The sequence below is a fragment of the Rhizobium azibense genome, from assembly GCF_004342325.1.
Classification (GTDB): Bacteria; Pseudomonadota; Alphaproteobacteria; order Rhizobiales; family Rhizobiaceae; genus Rhizobium; species Rhizobium etli_B.
In genome coordinates this window covers 112,838-133,312 of the sequence record NZ_SMBJ01000005.1, presented here as the reverse complement: position 1 = coordinate 133,312, position 20,475 = coordinate 112,838, and the positions used below count along the sequence as shown (strand labels likewise).

The 20,475-nt window shown below is 60.2% G+C and carries 18 protein-coding genes and 1 tRNA gene; 9 read left to right on the top strand and 10 right to left on the bottom strand.

Annotated features, from left to right (window positions below; all coding sequences use genetic code 11):
* The first annotated feature begins 27 nt into the window (after positions 1-27).
* From EV130_RS13855 to EV130_RS13835, 5 genes are all read left to right on the top strand, one after another.
* Positions 28-921 (top strand): ABC transporter permease, encoded by an 894-nt coding sequence (locus tag EV130_RS13855; RefSeq protein ID WP_074061780.1) that lies wholly within the window; start codon positions 28-30, stop codon positions 919-921.
* On the top strand, positions 918-1,703 hold the full coding sequence (locus EV130_RS13850) for an ABC transporter permease (protein ID WP_074061781.1): 786 nt from the start codon (positions 918-920) through the stop codon (positions 1,701-1,703). The genes EV130_RS13855 and EV130_RS13850 overlap by 4 nt, the downstream gene beginning before the upstream one ends.
* 6 nt (positions 1,704-1,709) lie before the next feature.
* Positions 1,710-2,771, top strand: a complete 1,062-nt coding sequence (locus tag EV130_RS13845; protein WP_074061782.1) for an ABC transporter ATP-binding protein — start codon at positions 1,710-1,712, stop codon at positions 2,769-2,771.
* Positions 2,772-2,926: 155 nt separating this feature from the next.
* Entirely contained in the window at positions 2,927-4,270 is a 1,344-nt protein-coding gene (locus tag EV130_RS13840) for an MFS transporter (protein ID WP_132550489.1), read from the top strand.
* 63 nt (positions 4,271-4,333) lie between these two features.
* Positions 4,334-4,639, top strand: coding sequence for an NIPSNAP family protein (locus EV130_RS13835; RefSeq protein WP_074061784.1), 306 nt, complete (start codon positions 4,334-4,336; stop codon positions 4,637-4,639).
* Positions 4,640-4,693: 54 nt separating this feature from the next.
* Here the strand turns inward: EV130_RS13835 and EV130_RS13830 are convergent, their stop codons facing one another.
* The 5 genes from EV130_RS13830 to EV130_RS13810 form a co-directional block, all read right to left on the bottom strand.
* Entirely contained in the window at positions 4,694-5,695 is a 1,002-nt protein-coding gene (locus tag EV130_RS13830) for an ABC transporter ATP-binding protein (RefSeq protein WP_074061785.1), read from the bottom strand.
* The gene (locus tag EV130_RS13825) at positions 5,695-6,771 is read right to left on the bottom strand and encodes a Gfo/Idh/MocA family protein (RefSeq protein WP_074061786.1); all 1,077 of its coding nucleotides are present in this window, start codon (positions 6,769-6,771) and stop codon (positions 5,695-5,697) included. Before EV130_RS13825 ends, EV130_RS13830 begins: the two co-directional genes overlap by 1 nt.
* A complete protein-coding gene (locus EV130_RS13820) occupies positions 6,768-7,610 on the bottom strand; it encodes a carbohydrate ABC transporter permease (RefSeq protein WP_074061787.1) in 843 nt (280 codons plus the stop codon). The genes EV130_RS13825 and EV130_RS13820 overlap by 4 nt, the downstream gene beginning before the upstream one ends.
* 12 nt (positions 7,611-7,622) lie before the next feature.
* Positions 7,623-8,567, bottom strand: a complete 945-nt coding sequence (locus EV130_RS13815; protein WP_132550495.1) for a carbohydrate ABC transporter permease — start codon at positions 8,565-8,567, stop codon at positions 7,623-7,625.
* A 186-nt stretch (positions 8,568-8,753) separates the two neighbouring features.
* Entirely contained in the window at positions 8,754-10,013 is a 1,260-nt protein-coding gene (locus EV130_RS13810) for an ABC transporter substrate-binding protein (RefSeq protein ID WP_074061789.1), read from the bottom strand.
* A gap of 532 nt (positions 10,014-10,545) precedes the next feature.
* Between EV130_RS13810 and EV130_RS13805 the strand changes: the two genes are divergently transcribed.
* Both EV130_RS13805 and EV130_RS13800 read left to right on the top strand, forming a co-directional pair.
* Complete coding sequence (locus tag EV130_RS13805) at positions 10,546-11,430, top strand: glucosamine kinase nucleotide-binding domain-containing protein (RefSeq protein ID WP_074061790.1); 885 nt, start codon at positions 10,546-10,548, stop codon at positions 11,428-11,430.
* The gene (locus EV130_RS13800; protein WP_074061791.1) at positions 11,427-12,188 is read left to right on the top strand and encodes a GntR family transcriptional regulator; all 762 of its coding nucleotides are present in this window, start codon (positions 11,427-11,429) and stop codon (positions 12,186-12,188) included. The genes EV130_RS13805 and EV130_RS13800 overlap by 4 nt, the downstream gene beginning before the upstream one ends.
* A 261-nt stretch (positions 12,189-12,449) precedes the next feature.
* Here the strand turns inward: EV130_RS13800 and metH are convergent, their stop codons facing one another.
* Entirely contained in the window at positions 12,450-16,223 is a 3,774-nt protein-coding gene (metH, locus tag EV130_RS13795) for a methionine synthase (protein ID WP_074061792.1), read from the bottom strand.
* A 173-nt stretch (positions 16,224-16,396) separates the two neighbouring features.
* On the opposite strand from metH, the gene EV130_RS13790 reads away from it, so the two are divergent.
* Complete coding sequence (locus EV130_RS13790) at positions 16,397-17,656, top strand: AGE family epimerase/isomerase (protein WP_132550497.1); 1,260 nt, start codon at positions 16,397-16,399, stop codon at positions 17,654-17,656.
* Between the two features lie 124 nt (positions 17,657-17,780).
* Here the strand turns inward: EV130_RS13790 and EV130_RS13785 are convergent, their stop codons facing one another.
* From EV130_RS13785 to EV130_RS13770, 4 genes are all read right to left on the bottom strand, one after another.
* Positions 17,781-18,269 (bottom strand): heme-degrading domain-containing protein, encoded by a 489-nt coding sequence (locus EV130_RS13785; protein ID WP_074061794.1) that lies wholly within the window; start codon positions 18,267-18,269, stop codon positions 17,781-17,783.
* Between the two features lie 89 nt (positions 18,270-18,358).
* Positions 18,359-18,760: a DUF4174 domain-containing protein gene (locus tag EV130_RS13780; RefSeq protein WP_074061795.1), complete on the bottom strand. Its 402-nt coding sequence runs from the start codon at positions 18,758-18,760 to the stop codon at positions 18,359-18,361.
* Between the two features lie 99 nt (positions 18,761-18,859).
* Positions 18,860-19,243, bottom strand: coding sequence for a BRA0787 family protein (locus tag EV130_RS13775; RefSeq protein ID WP_074061796.1), 384 nt, complete (start codon positions 19,241-19,243; stop codon positions 18,860-18,862).
* 239 nt (positions 19,244-19,482) lie between these two features.
* Entirely contained in the window at positions 19,483-20,229 is a 747-nt protein-coding gene (locus tag EV130_RS13770; RefSeq protein WP_074061797.1) for an SIMPL domain-containing protein, read from the bottom strand.
* Positions 20,230-20,384: 155 nt separating this feature from the next.
* Here EV130_RS13770 and EV130_RS13765 point away from each other — a divergent pair.
* A tRNA-Ile gene (locus tag EV130_RS13765) sits at positions 20,385-20,460 on the top strand.
* The last annotated feature ends 15 nt before the right edge of the window (positions 20,461-20,475 follow it).

Here is a 20,475-nt window from a genome sequence, read left to right as displayed (position 1 = left end):
ACTCCGAGGCCCCCGGATGAGCTTTGCATGAGCACCGTTTCAACTCCTTTGGCGAGCACCGCCCCCCTGATCAACAAGGATCGCGTAATCGACTGGCTGGGCATCTTGCCCTTCGTCATCTTCGCTCTGCTGTTTCTGATCATCCCCACGCTTTATCTTGTCGTCGGCGCCTTCCTCACGCCCGAAGGCGAATTCACGTTCAAGAACATCGGCGATCTCTTCACCCCGTCGATCATGAGCGCCTATTGGATCAGCATCCGCGTGTCCGTGGCTTCCGCTCTCGGGGGTGCGCTGATCGGCTTCTTTCTCGCATGGGCAGTCGTCCTGGGGGGACTGCCCTCCTCTGTCCGCTCGACACTTTTGACTTTCTCCGGCGTCGCATCGAACTTTGCCGGCGTGCCGCTTGCCTTCTCGTTCCTGGCAACGCTCGGCCGCACCGGCCTCGTCACCATCTTCCTGCGCGACTGGTTCGGCTTCAACCTCTACGGCACCGGCTTCAACCTGCTGTCCTTCTTCGGCCTCACCATCACCTACATGTATTTCCAGATCCCGCTGATGGTGCTGATCCTAACGCCGGCGCTTGACGGCATGAAGAAGGAATGGCGCGAGGCCGCTGAAATTCTTGGCGCCACGAACCGCCAGTACTGGACGATGGTGGCCCTGCCGATCCTCTGGCCGAGCCTGCTCGGCACGACGCTGCTGCTCTTTGCAAACGCCTTCGGCGCCATCGCGACAGCCTATGCACTGACAGGAAGCTCACTGAACATCGTTCCGATCCTGCTTTACGCGCAGATCCGCGGCGATGTCCTTCACAACCCGAACCTCGGCTACGCGATCGCGCTCGGCATGATCGTCATCACCGGCGTCTCCAACGTCCTTTACCTGATGCTGCGCATGCGCGCCGAACGGTGGCAGAAATGAAAGCTCAACGTCTCGGCGCCTGGATCGCCATTTTTCTGGGTGCGTCCTATTTCATCATTCCGCTGATCGGCACCATCGAGTTTTCGCTGCGAATGCGCCGCGGCGTATACAGCTTCGATGCCTATCAGTCGGTCTTTTCGGACATCCAGTTCCGCGAGACCTTCGGCTATTCCATGCTGATGGCCCTTTTGACCATCGTCTTCGGCATGCTGCTCGTCGTGCCGACGGCTTATTGGGTTCGCCTGCGCCTGCCGCAGATGCGCCCGATCGTGGAATTCGTGACGCTGCTGCCGCTGGTCATCCCGGCGATCGTCATCGTCTTCGGCTATCTGCGCATGTATAATTCGTCGTCGGTCCTGCCCCTGACGGGTTACACGACCGGCACGAACATCCTGCTCGTCTGCTCCTACATCACGCTTTCGCTGCCCTACATGTATCGAGCGGTCGATACGGCCATGCGCGCCATCGACGTGCGCACGCTGACAGAGGCGGCCGAAAGCCTCGGCGCCAGCTGGCCGACCATCATGTTCCGCTGCATCTTCCCGAACGTCATGAGCGGCGTGCTGTCGGGCGCCTTCATCACGCTCGCGATCGTCATGGGCGAATTCACGATGGCTGCCCTCCTCAACCGGCCGGCCTTCGGGCCTTATCTGCAGCTCGTCGGTGCCAACAAGGCTTACGAGCCTTCGGCGCTTGCCGTCATTGCCTTCTCGATCACATGGCTCTGCATGGGTCTGCTCAACCTCATCTCCCGTTTCCAAAAATCCGCCCCCGCAAGGTAACTGGCCATGTCATTCCTCACGCTGACCAATCTTCAGAAATCCTTCGGCCAGGTTCAGGTCGTCCATAATTTCAACATGAGCATCGAGAAGGGGGAATTCGTCTCTTTCCTTGGGCCGTCCGGCTGCGGCAAGACTACGGTGCTGCGCATGATCGCCGGCTTCGAAACGCCGACCGGCGGCAGCCTCTTCATCAACGGCAAGGATCAGCGCCCGCTGAAACCGAACCAGCGCAACATCGGCATGGTCTTCCAGGCTTACGCACTGTTCCCGAACATGAACGTGCACGACAACGTCGCCTTCGGTCTCAAGGTTGCGGGCATGTCGAAGGCCGACATCGATGCGCGCGTGAAGGAAATGCTGGGCCTCATCCGCCTCGACCATCTCGCTGATCGCTTTCCCTACCAGATGTCGGGCGGCCAGCAGCAGCGCGTGGCGCTTGCCCGCGCGCTTGCCGTCAAGCCGCAGGTCCTGCTGCTCGACGAGCCACTCTCCGCGCTTGATGCGAAGATCCGCGTGTCGCTTCGCGAAGAGATCCGCCTCATTCAGCAGAAGCTCGGCATCACCACCATCTTCGTGACGCACGACCAGGAAGAGGCGCTCTCGATTTCCGACCGAATTGTCGTTATGAATGCCGGCAAGGCGGACCAGATCGGTACACCCTTCGAGGTCTACAATACGCCCGCAACCCGCTTCGTCGCGTCCTTCGTCGGGACGCTGAACATGATCGAGGCGAAGGTCGTCGATCCGGCGGCAAACCGCATCCAGATCGGCGACCAGGCCGTGACGCTCAAGCAGTCGCTCGCAGCCTACAAGGCAGGCGAGACCGTTTCGCTGGCGCTTCGTCCGGAAGCAGGCTCGCTTTCCGACAGCGTCAGGAGCGATACGGCGCTGACCGGCCAGGTCATCTCCGCCCACTTCCTGGGCTCCGTCATCCGCACCCGCATGAATGTCGGCGGCAACGTCATTTCCTTCGACATGTTCAACAGCCCGGGCATCACCCCGCCACAGGCAGGCGAAACCGTCACGCTCCGCTTCATGGCCGCCGACCTGCTCGTCGTGCGCGATTGATCTTGCACAAATGACTGGACAAGAGCGCCATTCTCCGTGGCAGTTTTTTCTTTTCCAAACGCGTCAATAATCCGCCATCAGGAAAAAACGCTTGAACTGACGGGCGCCATGCCGCATGGACCGAACGATCCCTGTTCATCCACAAGCGCAGCCTCATGTCTCCCACCACCACGCCCGCCGCGGCTCCCCGCCGCCTCACCTCCCAGGATTTCCGCACGCTCGGCCTTTCCGCTCTCGGCGGTGCGCTGGAATTCTACGACTTCATCATCTTCGTGTTCTTCGCCACCGTCATCGGCCATCTGTTCTTCCCGCCGGATATGCCCGGCTGGCTGGTGACCATCCAGACCTTCGGCATCTTCGCCGCCGGTTATCTCGTTCGTCCGCTTGGCGGCGTCGTGCTTGCACATTTCGGCGACAAGTTCGGCCGCAAGCGCGTCTTCGCCTTTTCGATCCTGCTGATGGCGCTCTCGACACTCGGCATGGCCGCCATGCCGACCTATGCCTCGATCGGCGTTGCCGCTCCCATCCTGCTGATCCTAATGCGCATCCTTCAGGGTGCGGCGATCGGCGGCGAGGTGCCGGGCGCCTGGACCTTCGTCGCTGAACACGTCCCTTTCCGCCGCGTCGGCTTTGCCTGCGGTTTCCTGTGTTCCGGCCTGACACTCGGCATCCTGCTCGGTTCCTTCATCGCGACGATCATCAACTCGGTCTTCACGTCCGAGGAGGTCGCTGCCTATGCCTGGCGCATTCCCTTCTTCGTCGGTGGCATCTTCGGCCTCGTCGCCGTCTATCTGCGGCGCTGGCTGCAGGAAACACCGATCTTCTCTGAAATGAAGCAGAGCCGTTCTCTGGCGCGGGAACTGCCGCTGAAGGCGGTGCTTCGCGATCATCCGCGCGGCGTCATCATTTCGATGCTGCTGACCTGGATCCTGTCAGCGGGCATCGTCGTCACCACGCTGATGACCGCTACCTTCCTTGAGAAACTTTACGGCTACACCGCCAAGCAGGCGCTTGCCGCGACGAGCTTCAGCACGCTGTTCTTGATCTTCGGCACGGCAGCCGCGGGCGCGATCGTCGACCGCGTCGGCTCCGGCAAGTTCTTCACCGCCGCCAGCATCTTCTTTGGCCTCGCTACCTTCGCGTTCTACAGCTACGCTGCCGTCTCGCTGACAGTGCTCTTCGTGCTTTACGCGATCATGGGCCTTTCCGTCGGCATGGTTGGCGCCGTGCCGTACGTGATGGTCCGGGCCTTTCCCGCGCGCGTCCGCTTCACGGGGCTTTCCTTCTCGTACAACGTATCCTATGCGATCTTCGGCGGTCTCACCCCGCTGGCAGTCGCCTCGCTGCTGCCGATCAACCCCATGGCGCATGCCTATTACCTGCTTTTCATCGCTGCACTCGCCTTCATTCTCGGGCTTTACCTGATGGCCAGGGGCGACAGCGTCGAAGCCGAGGTCGGCATCGAGGAACTCACCGAGCGGCTTGCGGCAAGCTCGTAAGCCATATGCCAACGGCCGGACGGCAGTTTGCCCGGCAACCTAACATCATTCGAGGATATTTCGATGATTACCTGCCATCTGCGCTACGTCCTCGACCCTTATAAGATCGCGGAATTCGAGGAATATGCTCGGCTCTGGATTCCGATCGTCAACCGGATGGGCGGTACCCATCACGGCTACTTCCTGCCGTCCGAAGGCGCCAACAACATTGCCGTTGCCCTCTTTTCGTTCCCGAGCCTTGCCGCCTACGAGGATTATCGTACACGCATGGCGACGGACACCGAGTGCCAGGCGGCCTTCGAGCTCGACCGCCGCAACCGCAGCATCATCAGCTACGAACGAAGCTTCATGCGGCCCGTCCTCGGATGAGCTGAAGATACGTATCAAACAAGCCAGCTCGAGGGCGAAAATCTATCTTGCGACCTAACGGATCGCTTGGTCCTTGGCATCGAAGCGATGCATATGTGCCTTGTCCGGCGTCGCATAAACAATCTCGTCCGGCTCGTACTTGTGTTCGCCAAACAGGCGCGCCGTCAGCAGGCCACATTGATCCGACTCCAGATAGACGATCGTATCGGCGCCGAGATGCTCGACATGCACGATTTTGGCCTTCCAGGTCCCCTGCTCGCGTGAAAGCGTCAGATGCTCGGGACGAACGCCGATCGTCCTTGCCTCCTTGTCGCCGAGCTTCTCTGCCGGGATCAAGTTCATCATCGGCGAGCCGATAAAGCCAGCGACGAAGACGTTTGCCGGACGATTGTAGAGTTCCATCGGCGAACCGACCTGCTCGATTGCACCGGCGTTCAGCACGACGATCTTGTCGGCCAGCGTCATCGCCTCGACCTGGTCGTGGGTGACGTAGATCATCGTCGCCTTCAGGCTGCGATGCAGGCGGGCGATCTCCAGGCGCGTCTGGACGCGCAGTGCCGCATCGAGGTTGGAAAGCGGCTCGTCGAAGAGGAAAAGTTCCGGTTCGCGCACGATGGCGCGGCCAATCGCGACGCGCTGACGCTGGCCGCCGGAGAGCTCGGCGGGCCGGCGCGCGAGATAGGGCTCAAGCGACAGCATCGACGATGCCTTGCCGACGCGCGTGTCGATCTCGTCCTTCGGCATTCCGGCCTGCTTCAGGCCGAGCCCCATGTTGTCCTTCACCGTCAAGTGGGGATAAAGCGCGTAGGATTGGAAGACCATGGCGATACCGCGCTTGGCGGGCGGCTTCAGCGTCTCGTCCTTTCCGTTGATGAGGACGGCGCCGGACGTCACGTCTTCGAGGCCGGCGATGCTGCGCAGCAGCGTCGATTTTCCGCAACCGGACGGTCCGACGAAAATAACGAATTCGCCGTCCCTGACCTCAAGGTCGATGCCCTTCAGCACCTCATGCGTGCCATAGGTCTTGCGTATGGATTTGAGTTGAAGCGATCCCACTAGTCGTTCCCTTGCAGTTTGACCGGTTTGCCAGTGCGCACGCTCTCATCGGCGGCGAGGCAGATTCGTAGCGATGCAACGGCATCGGCCATGTGGCGATTGAGGTCGAGATCCTCGCGAATGGCCTTGAGCATGAAGGACTGCTCGCGCTCGCAGAGCTCCTGATGGCCGGGTTCTCCCGCCATCGTCATGTCCTGATCCGGCCTGACGAACTTGCCCTCCGGCCCCGTCTCGGCACTGTGCAGCCGGATGACGGAGGTTTTGGTGTGCGTGTCGATGTCGTCGGATTTCGCGTTCGGGTCCATGACGATCGAGACCGCCCCGTTCGGCGACATGACATCTTTCACGAAGAAGGCCGTCTCCGAGATCATCGGCCCCCAGCCGGCCTCGTACCATCCAACGGAACCGTCCTCGAAGATCACCTGCAGGTGGCCGTAATTGTACATGTCCGGCGCGATCTCGCCGGAAAGTCGCAGCCCCATGCCGCGCACCTCGACGGGCTTGGCATCGGTGATCTGGCACATGACGTCGACGTAATGCACGCCGCAATCCACGATCGGCGATGTCGTCTGCATCAGTGACTTGTGCGTCTGCCAGGTCGGGCCACTGGATTGCTGATTGAGGTTCATGCGAAACACATAAGGCGGCCCAAGTTTCCGCGCTTCCTCTATCAGCTTCATCCAGGACGGATGATGGCGAAGGATGTAGCCGATCACCAGTTTCCGCCCGGCCTTCTTCGCAGCCGCCACGACGCGCTCGGCGTCGGCAACGGTCGTTGCAAGCGGCTTTTCCACGAAGACATCACAACCGGCCTCGAATGCGGCGACCGCATAATCGGCATGGCTGTCGGAATAGGTGCAGATGGAGCAGAGATCGGGCTTCAGTTCGGTCAGCGCCGTCTCGAAGTCGGGATAGATCCTGTAGCCCAGCAGCTCCGGCGCAAGCTCCGGCTTCGAGCGGTTGACGAGACCGACGATCTCGAAGTCCGGGTTGTTGTGATAGGCGAGCGCATGGCTGCGGCCCATATTGCCGAGCCCCGCGACGAGAACACGGACCGGCTTCTGCGAAATGGTCATTTCACTGCTCCGGAGGTGATGCCGCGGATCAGCTGCCGCGAGAAGATGACGTAGAGCACGAGGATCGGCAGGATCGCCAGCGACAGCGCAGCCAGAACGGCGTTCCAGTTGGTGACGAATTGCCCGATGAATATCTGCGAGCCGAGCGTGACGGTCTTGGTGGATTCGGCCGGCGCCAGGATCAGCGGGAACCAGAGATCGTTCCAGATCGGGATCATCGTAAAGACCGCAACCGTCGCCATAGCCGGGCGCACAAGCGGCAGCACCAGCCGGAAGAAGATTGCGTATTCGGAAAGCCCGTCAATGCGGCCGGCATTCTTCAGGTCATCGGAGACCGTGCGCATGAATTCCGACAGGATGAAGATCGCCAGCGGAATGCCCTGCGCCGTGTAGACTAGAACCAGCGCTGTCAACGTATTGACGAGACCCGCTGCCACCATGCCCTGCAGGATCGCGACCGTGCCGAGGCGGATCGGGATCATGATGCCGATCGCCATGTAGAGGCCCATCAGCGCGTTGCCGCGGAAGCGGTATTCGGACAAGGCGAACGCCGCCATCGCGCCGAACAGCAGCACGAAGAAGATCGAGACGACCGTCACGATGAAGCTGTTCTGGAAATAGGTCGCGAAGTCGCCCTGCCCCAGCACCGTCTGATAGCCGACAAGGCTGAAGGTCGAGGGCGTTGGAAGCTGCATCGGCGAACGGAAGATCGCGTTGCGGTCCTTGAACGAGTTGATGATCGTGAGAAACACCGGAAAGATGGCGACGAGCGTGTAACCGATCAAAGCCAGGTGAACGAGCCCGGTGCGGATGGGCGATGTGCGTGCTCTGTTGGACATGGACCACGCTCCTTAGAACTGATACCGGCGCATGCGCCGCTGGATGGCAAAAAGATAGAAAGAGACGCCAGCGAGGATGATCAGGAACATCGTCGTCGCGATCGTCGCCCCCATGGAGCGGTCGCCGAGCTGCAGCTGGAAGCCGAAGAAGGTGCGGTAGAGCAGCGTTCCCAGAATGTCGGTGGACATATCGGGACCGGCAAGCGCGCCCTGCACCGTGTAGATCAAGTCGAAGGCGTTGAAATTGCCGACGAAGGTCAGGATCGAGATGATGCCGATCGCCGGCAGGATCAGCGGCAGCTTGATCTTCCAGAACTGTGCCCAGCCGGTGATGCCGTCGCATTCTGCCGCCTCGATCACCTCTTCCGGAATGCTGAGCAGCGCCGCGTAGATCAGCATCATCGGGATGCCGATATATTGCCAGTTGGAAATCAGCGAGACGGCGACCAGCGCCGGGCCGGACTGGCCGAGCCACGGCGCGAAGAAGGATTTCATGCCGACAAGGCTCATGAGCCAGGGTGCAACGCCCCAGATCGGCGAGAGGATGAGCTTCCAGATGAAGCCGACGATCACGAAGGAAAGCAGTGTCGGCAGGAACATCGCCGTGCGGTAGAAGGCGACGAAACGCAGCCGCGGCGTGGACAGGAGCGCCGCCAGCGCAACGCCGATCGGATTCTGCACACACATATGGATGGCGAAAAAGATCAGGTTGTTGACAAGCGCGTTCCAGAAATCTTGCGCCCAGCGTGGATCGCCGAACAGGACCTTGTAGTTCGCAAGGCCAACGAAGGCGGGCACACCGTCAACCACATTGTAGAACGATAGCCTGAGCGTTTCGATCAACGGCAGGATCATGATCGCCGAATAGACGACGATTGCCGGAAGAAGAAAGACACCGATATGCCAGCGCACCGGGCGCTTGAGCGAAATCGGGGTTGCCGATGTCAGATCGGTCATTGTTTCAGGCTCGCTTTGCTTCGTTCTCTCCCTCGTCCCTGTCTTCGGTTTATGCCGATCAACAGGGATCCAGTTCGCCGCCACGGCGCCACGGGAGACTCTTCTCAGGCGAAAGACTTCGCTGGGCTTTTTTCCTGTGACGAGCACAGGAACGAGGGCGGCGAAGATCGCCGCCCTTCTTGCGGCTTACTTGCCCGGCTTGTACCAGCCGTCTAGACCCTTCTGGAGCTTTTCGGCAGCCACTTCCGGCGTATCGGTGCCGTTGATGACATTGGCTGATTCAACCCAGGTTTCGTTTTCGAGGTTCGGCGTGCCCCGCGACAGGATCTGATAGGTCGAGCGGACGGTCGACTTGTACGGGCCACGCCAGGAAACGAATTCCTGAGCCAGCGGGTCACTCATCTTCACCGGATTCGAGTTCAGGCTGAAGAAGCCTGGCAGCGAGTTTGCGTAAATGTCTGCGAATTCGGAGGAAGCAACCCAGCTCAAAAACTTCTTTGCTTCCTCAGGATGTGGGCTTTTCGTATTCAAGCCGACGCCGATGTCCGGATGGTCGGAGATGTAGCCGGTGTCGCCAGCCTTCGGAACCGGCGGCGGGAATGCGCCCATCTTGAACTGCGCCTGGCTGTTGAACAGCGAAATTTCCCACGAGCCGGCCGGGTAGATCGCTGCACGGCCGAGCGTGAAGAGGTTTTGGCTGTCGGAATAGGTCTGCGCTTCGAAGCCGTCGCCGAGATAGGGCTTCCACTTGGCGAGTTCCTTGAAAGGCTCGACCCACTCGGCATCCGTCAGCTTCTTCTTGCCTTGGATCAGGGCCATGCGGCCCTCTTCGCCCTTCCAATAGTTCGGGCCGATGTTCTGGTAGCCCATGGTTGCGGCTTCCCAAAGATCCTTGGTGCCCATTGCCATCGGGATGTAGGTGCCGTCCGCCTTGATCTTTTCGAGCGCGGCGTAGAACTCGTCCTGCGTCTTGGGAACGGCGATGCCAAGCTTGTCGAAGGCATCCTTGTTGTAGATGAAGCCGTGAATGACCGAAGCCATCGGAACGCAGAAGGTCGACTTGCCGTCGTCGGTCGACCAGGCAGCCTTGGCAACCGGCGTGAAGTTTTCCATGCCCGGCAGGCTTGTCAGATCAGCAAGCTGCTTCTTGTTAAAGAGTTCGAGCGAGGCGTCGAACGGGCGGCAGGTGATGATGTCGCCTGCCGATCCGGCATCGAGCTTTGCGTTCAGCGATGCGTTGTATTCAGTCGGCGCAGTCGGCGAGAAAACGAGCTTGATGCCCGGGTTCTTGGCCTCGAAGGCCGGGATGATCTTTTCCTGCCAGATCTGCAGGTCGTCGTTGCGCCAGCTTTCGATCGTCAGCGTGACGTCCGCAGCATAGGCAAAGCCGGCAGACGTAAGCAGACTGGAGGCAAGCAGCAGGCTTTTCAGAGCAGTGTTTTTCATTTCCCTCTCCTGTTTTAAGCGCCGCGGGGGCGCTATCTTGGTTCTGAAACAAGCAGTTGGCGTGCCTGAAGGCTACACCCAACTCCCCTTGGAAGGGCCGTCATCACCTGCCGACCCCCGAAAGCCAGACGGACGCTGAAGGCGAAGACGCCCCGGCCCGTATGCGCCCTGCCGATACGCTGAACCGGGCGCGATATTATCCTTAAGGAAAAGCTGCAGGCGGCTCGATCTCCACGGCGTTTGCGCCGACGCGGCAATCGTAGTTCCACCTTTTCTCAAAGAGACCGGCTGGTGTCCTGACGCCGGTTTCCATCTGCCTCTACGTGCTGTTCCCTTTTCCAGAATTAATGCCAAAAAAATACCAATTGTCCAGCCGAATTTTAACTTTTGACGTCCGTAAGCTTCATTTAAAAATTTTATCTTTAAAAATCAAAGAGATACAAATGCAGATTTTTCGCGCCAATTCCGCTTGGTAAATGGTATTTTTTTGGTATGGTAATAAAACCAAATGGATGCGTCGTTCGGAGGTTCGATGACGGAACTGGCAATCGGCATAGACGGAGGCGGATCGAGCTGCCGTGCTGCAGTTGCGGACAGAAGGGGCAATGTTCTGGGCCGCGGCAAGGCGGGGCCTGCCAACATCCTGTCCGATCTAGACGGCTCTCTCCTCAATATCGTGGAGTCAGCGCACGATGCTCTGCGCGAAGCGGGCCTGCCTGCAGAAACCATCTCCAAAGTCTCCGCAGTTGTCGGAGTCGCGGGCGCCAATGTCGGCGACTACGGAGCCCGCATCGAACGCAACTTGCCCTTCGCAGACGGCCATGTCGTCACTGATGCTCTGATCGCGCTTCAGGGCGCGCTTGGCGATTCCGACGGCGTCATCGGCGCCTTCGGCACCGGTTCGGTCTACAATGCGCGCCGGGACGGCAAATTGCGAGGCATCGGCGGCTGGGGCTTCGTCGTCGGTGATCAGGCGAGCGGTGCGCGCCTCGGCCGCGACCTTTTGGAAAAGTCGCTGCTCGCCTACGACAAGGTGCGCCCGTCTTCGCCGCTGACGGCAAAGCTCATGGCTGAATATGGCGGCGACCCCGAACGCGTCGTCGAATTCGCCCACGCCTCGAAACCCAGGGATTTTGCGCGATACGCGCCGCTTGTCTTCGACTACGCCGCACAAGGCGACAAGATCGCAATTGGCATCATCAAGGACGCCGCATTGGCGATCGACGAAAACCTGGACGCCCTCCTCTGGCCGGAATGCCCGGCGATCTGTCTGCTCGGCGGCCTCGCGGGGGCTTACGAACCCTGGCTGGCCGAGCGGCATAAAGCACTCCTCAGAGTGCCTAAAGGCGATGTCCTCCAGGGTGCGATCGAACTCGCAGTAAATTATCTTCAGGAGCGACAGAAGGGCGCGGCATGACGGATGATTTTGCCAGCATTCTTTCCCCCGAGCGCCTTCAAGCCGGCGGCAGCGGCCCGCTCTATGTCAAGCTGCGCCGCACTCTTGAAGAGGCCATCCGTGCCGGTACCCTCGGCCACGGCGACGCCTTGCCTCCGGAGCGTGACATCGCGGAGTTCTCGACCGTCAGTAGGGTCACGGTCCGCAAAGCGATAGACGAACTCGTCGCGGACGGCCTGCTCGTGCGCCGCCATGGGTCCGGCACGTTTGTGACCAAGCCGGTCTCGAAGGTCGAACAGCGCCTGTCGCAGCTCACCTCCTTTACCGAGGATATGGCCCGCCGCGGCATGACCTCTCGCTCCGAATGGCTGCACAAGGGCATCCACACCCCCTCGCCCGACGAGATGATGATTCTCGGCCTTGCCGCCGACATCAAGGTCTCGCGGCTGAGCCGCCTGCGCATCGCCGACGACCAGCCTCTGGCAATCGAAAATGCCAGTGTCTCCGGCGAATTCCTGCCGGATCCTTTCGTGGTGACGACATCTCTTTATGCTGAACTGGAGCGGCGCCAGGTTCGTCCGGTACGCGCGGTGCAGCGCATCTCTGCCACGAATATGAAGGACGCCGACGCCCATCTCCTTGGTGTTCCCGTTGGCGCCGCCGGCCTATCGATCGAGCGTATCTCCTATCTCGGTTCGGGGCGCGCGGTCGAATTCACCCGCTCGCTCTATCGTGGCGACGCTTATGATTTCGTGGCAGAGCTGACGATCGGGGCCTGAGAATTGCCAGATGCGAGCGGCCCAGCGGTCATCGGTGGCAAGGTGATCAGCTCATCGCCGGTCAGCGAGGTGGCCCAACCGTGCGGTATCGCGCAGAACTGCGTTCAATTCTCGCCTTCCCAGGCTCTAATGTCGTCATTATCCATCGGTTAGCACCGGAGAATGAATGCAAGAATATGTAGAGTTATCAAATACATAAACCCGGAAAGTGATTCACTTTCCGGGTTTCATGAATCAACACCTACATCGCACACACGGCACTCATGCCGCGTCGTCGATCTCCTCGGCGGCCTTGCGCGGCACGTAGTTGAGTACCGGCCCGAGCCAGCGTTCCACTTTGGAAATCTCCATGCCCTTTCGAACCGCATAGTCTTCGACCTGGTCACGCTCCACCTTGGCGACCCCGAAATAATAGCTATCGGGATGGCCGATATAGAGGCCCGAGACCGAAGAGCCGGGCCACATGGCGTAGCTTTCTGTCAGTTTCACGCCGGCTGCCTTCTCGGCGTCTAACAGGCGGAAGAGCGTCGCTTTTTCTGTATGGTCGGGCTGCGCCGGATAGCCCGGCGCAGGGCGGATGCCGGCATATTCCTCGGTGATGAGTTGCTCGTTGCTAAGCGTCTCATCCTTGGCATAGCCCCAGTATTCGCGTCGGACCCGTTCGTGCATGCGCTCGGCAAAGGCCTCCGCGAAACGGTCGGCGATCGCCTTGACGAGGATCGAGGAGTAGTCGTCGTTCGCCCGCTCGAAGCGCTCGGCGATGGCGATTTCCTCGATGCCCGCCGTCACCACGAAGCAGCCTACATAGTCCTCGACGCCGCTCGAAACCGGTGCGACGAAATCCGACAACGCCACGTTCGGGCGGCCGTCGCGCTTCGAAAGCTGCTGGCGGAGGGTGTAGAAGGTCGCAAGCTCTTTGTCGCGCGCCTCATCGGCGAAGAGACGGATATCGTCGCCGATGCTGTTGGCCGGCCAGAAGCCTATCACGGCGCGTGGGCGGAACCACTTTTCGTCGATTACCTTCTTGAGCATCGCCTGTGCATCGGCCCAGAGCTGGCGCGCAGCTTCGCCCTGCTTCTCGTCTTCGAGGATTGCCGGGAAGCGCCCGCGCATCTCCCAGGTCTGGAAGAACGGCGTCCAATCGATGTATTTGGCGATTTCGGCCAGATCGTAATCCTCGAACACCTTGGTGCCGGTGAACTGCGGCCTGGTCGGCTTGTAGGAAGCCCAATCCACCTGCTGCGCATTTTCGCGGGCGCGGGAAAGTGGCAGGCGAACCTTCTCGGCTTCGCTGCGCGCATGGGCAGCGGCAACCTTGGCATATTCAGAGCGGATATCGTCGATATAGCCCTGGCGAGTATCCGGAGACAGCAAGGACGAGACGACGCCGACGGCGCGGCTCGCATCCGTCACATAAACCGTCTGGCCCTTGTTGTAGCCTGGATGGATCTTCACCGCCGTATGTACACGGCTGGTCGTCGCGCCGCCGATCAGCAGTGGGATATCGAAGCCCTCACGTTCCATCTCGGCTGCCACATGCACCATCTCGTCAAGCGAAGGCGTGATGAGGCCCGAAAGGCCGATGACATCGACCTTTTCGGCCACTGCCGTCTCGAGGATCTTCGTCGCCGGCACCATCACGCCGAGGTCGATGATCTCGTAATTGTTGCAGGCTAGCACGACGCCGACGATGTTCTTGCCAATGTCGTGCACGTCGCCCTTGACGGTCGCCATCAGGATCTTGCCTGCAGCCTGCCTCTCGTCGCCGCCATTGAGACGCTTTTCCTCTTCCATGTAGGGCAGCAGTACGGCGACAGCCTGTTTCATGACGCGCGCCGACTTGACGACCTGCGGCAGGAACATCTTGCCCGAGCCAAACAGATCGCCGACGACATTCATGCCGGCCATCAGCGGGCCCTCGATGACATGGAGCGGACGTGCCGCCTTCTGGCGGGCCTCTTCGGTATCGGCCCCGATGTATTCGGTAATGCCGTTGACCAAAGCATGTTCAAGACGCTTCTCGACCGTCCATCCGCGCCAGGAAAGATCCTGAACCCTGGCTTCCTTCGTCCCTGCACCGCGGAAACGTTCGGCGACTTCGAGCAGGCGCTCGGTACCGTCCGGCCGGCGGTTCAAAACGACGTCTTCGCAAGCCTCGCGCAGTTCCGGATCGATCTGGTCATAGACCGCAAGCTGGCCGGCATTGACGATACCCATGTCCATGCCAGCCTGGATGGCGTGGTAGAGGAACACCGCATGCATCGCCTCGCGCACCGGCTCGTTGCCGCGGAACGAGAAGGACAGATTGGAAACACCGCCGGAAATATGCACGAGCGGCATGCGTTGGCGGATCGTACGCGTCGCCTCGATGAAATCGACGCCGTAATTGTTGTGTTCCTCGATGCCGGTCGCGACCGCAAAGATGTTCGGATCGAAGATGATGTCTTCGGGCGGGAAACCCGCCTTCTCGGTCAGGAGCTTATAGGCGCGCGTGCAGATTTCTACCTTGCGCTCATAAGAATCCGCCTGCCCCGTCTCGTCGAAGGCCATAACGACGACGGCCGCGCCATAACGGTGCAGCAGCTTCGCCTGGGCGAGGAAATTCTCTTCGCCTTCCTTCAGCGAGATCGAGTTGACGATCGGCTTGCCCTGAACGCACTTCAGGCCGGATTCGATGATCGAGAACTTCGACGAGTCAATCATCACCGGCACGCGGGCAATGTCGGGCTCGGCTGCAATCAGGTGCAAGAACTCGACCATTGCCTTTTCCGAATCGATCAGGCCCTCGTCCATGTTGATGTCGATGACCTGCGCACCGTTTTCCACCTGATCGCGGGCGACATCGAGCGCTGCCGTATAATCGGCATTGGTGATCAGCTTGCGGAAGCGGGCCGAACCGGTGACGTTTGTGCGCTCGCCGACGTTGACGAAAGGGATGTCCTTGGTCAGTTCGAAGGGTTCAAGGCCGGACAAAGACATGAAGGGCCGATGCTCGGGAATCGGCCGCGGCTTGTACCTGGCAACTGTCTCGGCGATCGCGCGGATATGTTCCGGCGTCGAGCCGCAGCAGCCGCCAACGATGTTGACGAGGCCCTCGCGGGCAAAACTGTCGATCTGCCCCGCCATCAGCTCCGGCGTTTCGTCATACTGGCCGAATTCGTTCGGCAATCCGGCATTCGGATAGGCGCAGACAAAGGTGTCGGCTACAGCTGCGAGCTCCTGCAGATGCGGACGCATCGCATTGGCACCGAGCGCGCAGTTGAGGCCGATCGTGAACGGATTGGCGTGGCGTACCGAGTTCCAGAAGGCCGAAGGCGTCTGTCCAGACAGCGTGCGGCCGGAAAGATCGGTAATCGTGCCCGAGATCATCACCGGCAGGCGAATACCCTTGGCTTCGAACCGCTCCTCACAGGCAAAGATTGCAGCCTTGGCATTCAGCGTATCGAAGATGGTCTCGATGAGGACAATGTCTGCTCCACCATCGATGAGGCCATCGATCTGCTCGCCATAGGCAATGCGCAGTTCATCGAAGCTGATGGCGCGAAAGCCCGGGTTGTTCACATCCGGCGAAATCGAGGCGGTGCGGTTCGTCGGGCCGATGGCGCCTGCCACGAAACGGCGGCGGCCATCCTCGCGCTCGGCGCGGATCGCTGCGCGGCGCACGATCTCGGCGCCTTCCTTGTTGAGAGCATAGACCTCGCCTTCCATCTGATAATCGGCCTGCGCGATGCGGGTCGAGGAGAAGGTGTTGGTTTCGAGAATATCGGCGCCGGCCTTGGCGTATTTGTAATGGATTTCCTCGATAGCATCCGGCTGCGTCAGGATCAAAAGATCGTTATTGCCCTTCTGGTGACAGGCGCAGCCGATAAAGCGCTCGCCCCGGAACTGATCCTCATCGTAGCCGAGGCCCTGGATCTGCGTGCCCATGGCGCCGTCAAGAACGAGGATCCGCTCGCTCGCGGCTTTCCGCAGAGCTGCAAAGACTTCGCTGCCGTCGCGTTTTGCCCCTTCGGGACCAAAAAGATTGTCGAACACGGGCGGACTCCTTGACGTCGTTAAAGACTAAAGTGACCAAATCACATAAAGATATCTTTATGTCAATATATGCTAGGCGTTTCGGTGTTTGGAACACCTGGCGGGTGACAGACTCGAGCGTGCCCTGTATAGGCCATTTCGCAAGGCGTTGTGCACGAAATCGGAGGAGTAACATGGCACCTGCAATTGGCGGAACCGGGCTCGGAAACTGGAGCGCCCGCGCATATCACCGCAACTGGCTTCTTGCCCAGGCGAACGGCCTTTTCGATTTCTTCCAGCACAATTCGGTCAATCCCAAGGGTGGTTTTTACGATCTCGACGACCATGGCAGGCCGCTAAATGCCGAGGGACAGGTTCGCAGCATCCACATTGCTTCGCGCGCAGTCCACTGCTTCTCGCTCGGCGTCCTTCTCGGCCGTCCGGGTTCAGCCGGCGTCGTCGACCATGGCATGGACTACCTCTGGAATCATCATCGCGACAAGAAGAACGGCGGCTACTTCTGGTCGCTGAACAATGACGGCCCGGTCGATTCCAACAAGCAGGGCTATGGCCATGCCTTCGTCCTTTTGGCCGCGTCCTCAGCGAAAACCATCGGCCATCCGCTGGCCGACGGCATGCTGGCCGACATCACCGAGGTCCTCAATTCACGGTTCTGGGAACCTGTGCATGGGGCCATCGCCGAAGAATTCACATCCGACTGGCAACCCCTCGACGGCGGCGCCTATCGCGGCCAGAACTCCAACATGCATCTGACCGAAGCGCTGATGGCGGCCTTCGAGGCCACCGGCGACAAGAACTATCTCGCCAAGGCCGAAAGCATCGCCGATCTCGTCATTCTGCGGTCGGCAGGTTCCGTCGGCTGGCGCGTCGCCGAGCATTTCAGCGCCGACTGGGCACTCGACAAGAACTACTATCATCCAAACGAGATGTTCCGTCCCGCCGGCACCACGCCCGGCCACTGGCTTGAATGGGCCCGTCTCCTCCTGCAGCTGTGGTCACTCGGCGGCAAGCGCCACGACTGGATGCCCGACGCGGCGAAGGCCCTCTTCGCACAATCCATGGCGCTCGGTTGGGACGACGACAAGGGCGGCTTCTTTTACACGCTCGATTGGGACGACAAGCCAGTCAAGCGCAACAAGCTCTGGTGGCCCGCCTGCGAGGGCGCCGCCGCCGCCCATTTCCTCAACGAGCACCTGCCGAGCGACTTCCACGAGCAAAGCTACCGCAAGATCTGGAACATCATCGAACGCGCCTTTATCGACCATGAAAACGGCGGTTGGCACGAAGAGCTGACGGAAGAGCTCGTTCCGTCCCACAGCCTCTTCCCAGGCAAGGGTGATATCTACCACGCGCTCCAGGCCTGCCTCATTCCGCTCTTCCCGGCGACCGGCAGCCTGACCAAGGGCATCTTAGAGACCGGCGGGAGGATTTGAGGCAACTCCCCAACATGAGGCCGGAGGCTTTTCCCTGACGCCATCATTCCTTTGGAGTAGCGTTCACGGGTCGGCCATCGCCACACACGGATTAACATCTTTCCCGCTTGAAAGGCGGAAGATGTTAACTCAGCCGCAAGGTATCCAAATCCTTCGCCAGTATCAGCGACAGCGCCTCCACGACGAGGTTGTGGTCGTCGCGCTGCGGCAGACCCGAAACCGTGACGGCGCCGATGCAGCCAGTTCCTTTGACGTTGATTGGGAAACTGCCGCCATGCGGGGCGTAGTCGGCGCCGGATAGACCGTTGTCTTCGACCGTCTTTCCGTCCTTCTGCAGCTTCAGACCACAGGCATAGCTGCTCTTCCAATAGCGGAATACCATGTTGCGCTTGCGGCGAACCCATTGGACATTGTCGGGAGTGGCGCCCGGCAGCGCTGCGTAGAAGACCGGCATGGACTGCAGCGTGACGTCAATTGCCACGCCAAGGCCGCGTTCGGTGGCGAGTTCCTGCAAGAGCTTGCCGAGTTGCCAGGCAGTAGTGAGGTCGAAGGCGTCAAAGCTCAGAACCTTTTCCTGTTCAGCGATCTGGCCGAGATCTTCCTCGATAGTCATAAACCTCGCTCCTCTTGCGTCATCGAACCGGCAGAGAACATCTGCATCCAACGGCAAAAGTAAAGCAAAAATCGCGATTCTACCGAAGTTCAGTGCGGCATCGACGACAGCGCGCCGATGATTTCCTCGGGAGGCACGGGCTCGCTGGAACGCAACTTCACCCTTCCGTGCCGGTCGAGCAGGACAAGGCCGAATTCACCGGGCTGCGGACCTTCGAGGTCATCGCGGATTTCATCGGCGTCGAGGTCGTAAGAGCCTTCGAAAAGCGGAAACACTCCTCCGCCGGCGATACTGAACACCTCGATATCATCCTCTATAAAACGAAGATGAGAGGTGCGAAGCAACTCGTCCTGAACAGCCGCGCGATCATCATCGGCATCCGCAAATATGATGAGCACGCGCTTTGAGCCAATGAATGGCTTGAGACAGTCCGGCGAAACGGGCGCACGCGGCGCCGGACCCATGATTTCGCGTATGATTGATTTCAGCATGGCGCTCACATCCTTCGTGTCTGTCTTCAACGATTGGAAGCGAGAGCGGTTCCCTGCGAGCGTGACGGGACCGCGGGTCGGGCGCGATCCCTCAAAGGCTCATTCGGGCGGCTTGCGTTCTGCTGTGCGGCTTGAGACGGCCATGATATCGGCGCTTCCGTTGGCAAGAAGGCGTTTGCGCACCAGCACGCGCATGACGCGCGCGGCCGTCGAGAAGCTCATCTGATCGAGCGGTCCTTCGCCTTCCCACGGTTTGGTCAATCTTTCGGTGACTGCGCCGACGATGTTCATCGGCACGATGTCGTCGCATTCGCGCATGGCTTCGAAGACGAGGCTGATCGGGATGACCCGCCCTTCGAACGTGACGATCGGCTCGGTAAGTTCCGTATCCCATTCCTCGAAGGCATAGAGCGCTTCGCGGAACAATTCCTGAAGGGTTATCGGGGCGTGTCCGTTGTGAAGTGGCGGCAAGGCATTCGTCATGTCTGTCTCCTCTTGTGGATTAAGCCAGTTCCTCCTCATCGGCCGGGATCGAAGCAGGACACACAGAACCCAGGGTTCCCTCCGGACCGAATAACACGATCGATTTTATAGTGTAACACTCGCGTGATAAAGCGATTTATGCCGCGCAGGCCGCCGACGGATCTCCGGCAGCTGATAAGCCGCTGATATCGCTCAAGAACATCAGCGGCTTTTTTTCACTTGAAAGTGGAGAATTGAGCCTACTGCTCGAGTGCGAAGGTGACGTTGACCGTAACCCTATAGGTGTTTTCGCCGCCCTGAACCGGCACAGCAGCGTCGGTTGCCTCCTTCATCATCGCCGCACGGTAGACCGGCTGCGGCAGCGGCCGAGCGCTGTTTTCGCTGATCTCGACGATGCGGCCGAGTTTCACGCCGGCAGCCTGCGACAGCGTCTTTGCCTTGTTGATCGCTGCCGCGACGGCATCCTTTCGGGCCTCCTCGATTGCCGCATCCGGCTTGTCGTTGGTGAACTGGATGTCGCCGCCCTGGTTGACGCCGAGCGTCACGGCCTGGTCGATGATTTCACCCAGCTCGCCAAGATCGCGCACGCGCACCGTCAGCCCGTTGGAAACCTGATAGCCGATCAGCTCCGGCGGCTTCGGCTGGCCGTCGTTGTTCTGCGGATAATTATACTGCGGCTGCACCGAAAAGCCCGTGGTCTGCAGGTCCTTGTCGGCAATCCCGCCCTTCTTCAGCGCTGCCAGCACGCCGGCCATCGCCTTGTTGTTCTCGTCAAGCGCCTCGCGCGCCGTCTTCGCCTGCTTGACGACGGCAAGGTTGAGCACAGCCATGTCCGGTGCCAGCGCCGACTCCCCTTCGCCCGAGACCGTGATCACCGCCTCGCGCGGCTTTGTTTCGTCGGCAGCCGAAGCCGACAGCCCCGCCAGCGCGGCAGGTACGCCGATCAGCACGCCGAAGGCCAAGTTTCTGATAGTCCATAGCGCCATTTTTTCACTCCTTGGTTGTCGCCATCCCGCCTCACTCTTTGCAGATTGATTGTGAAGCTATTGCGGCGGCGTCTTGTCGCTGCATCCGAATTGCGCTAGAGCGAAACCGCACCGGGGGGCCATTGCCCCGCTGCCCGCGCGGCAAAGCCACGTGAGGGCCTGTAGCTCAATGGTTAGAGCCGGCGGCTCATAACCGCTTGGTTGGGGGTTCGAGTCCCTCCGGGCCCACCATTTCTTTCGTATGAC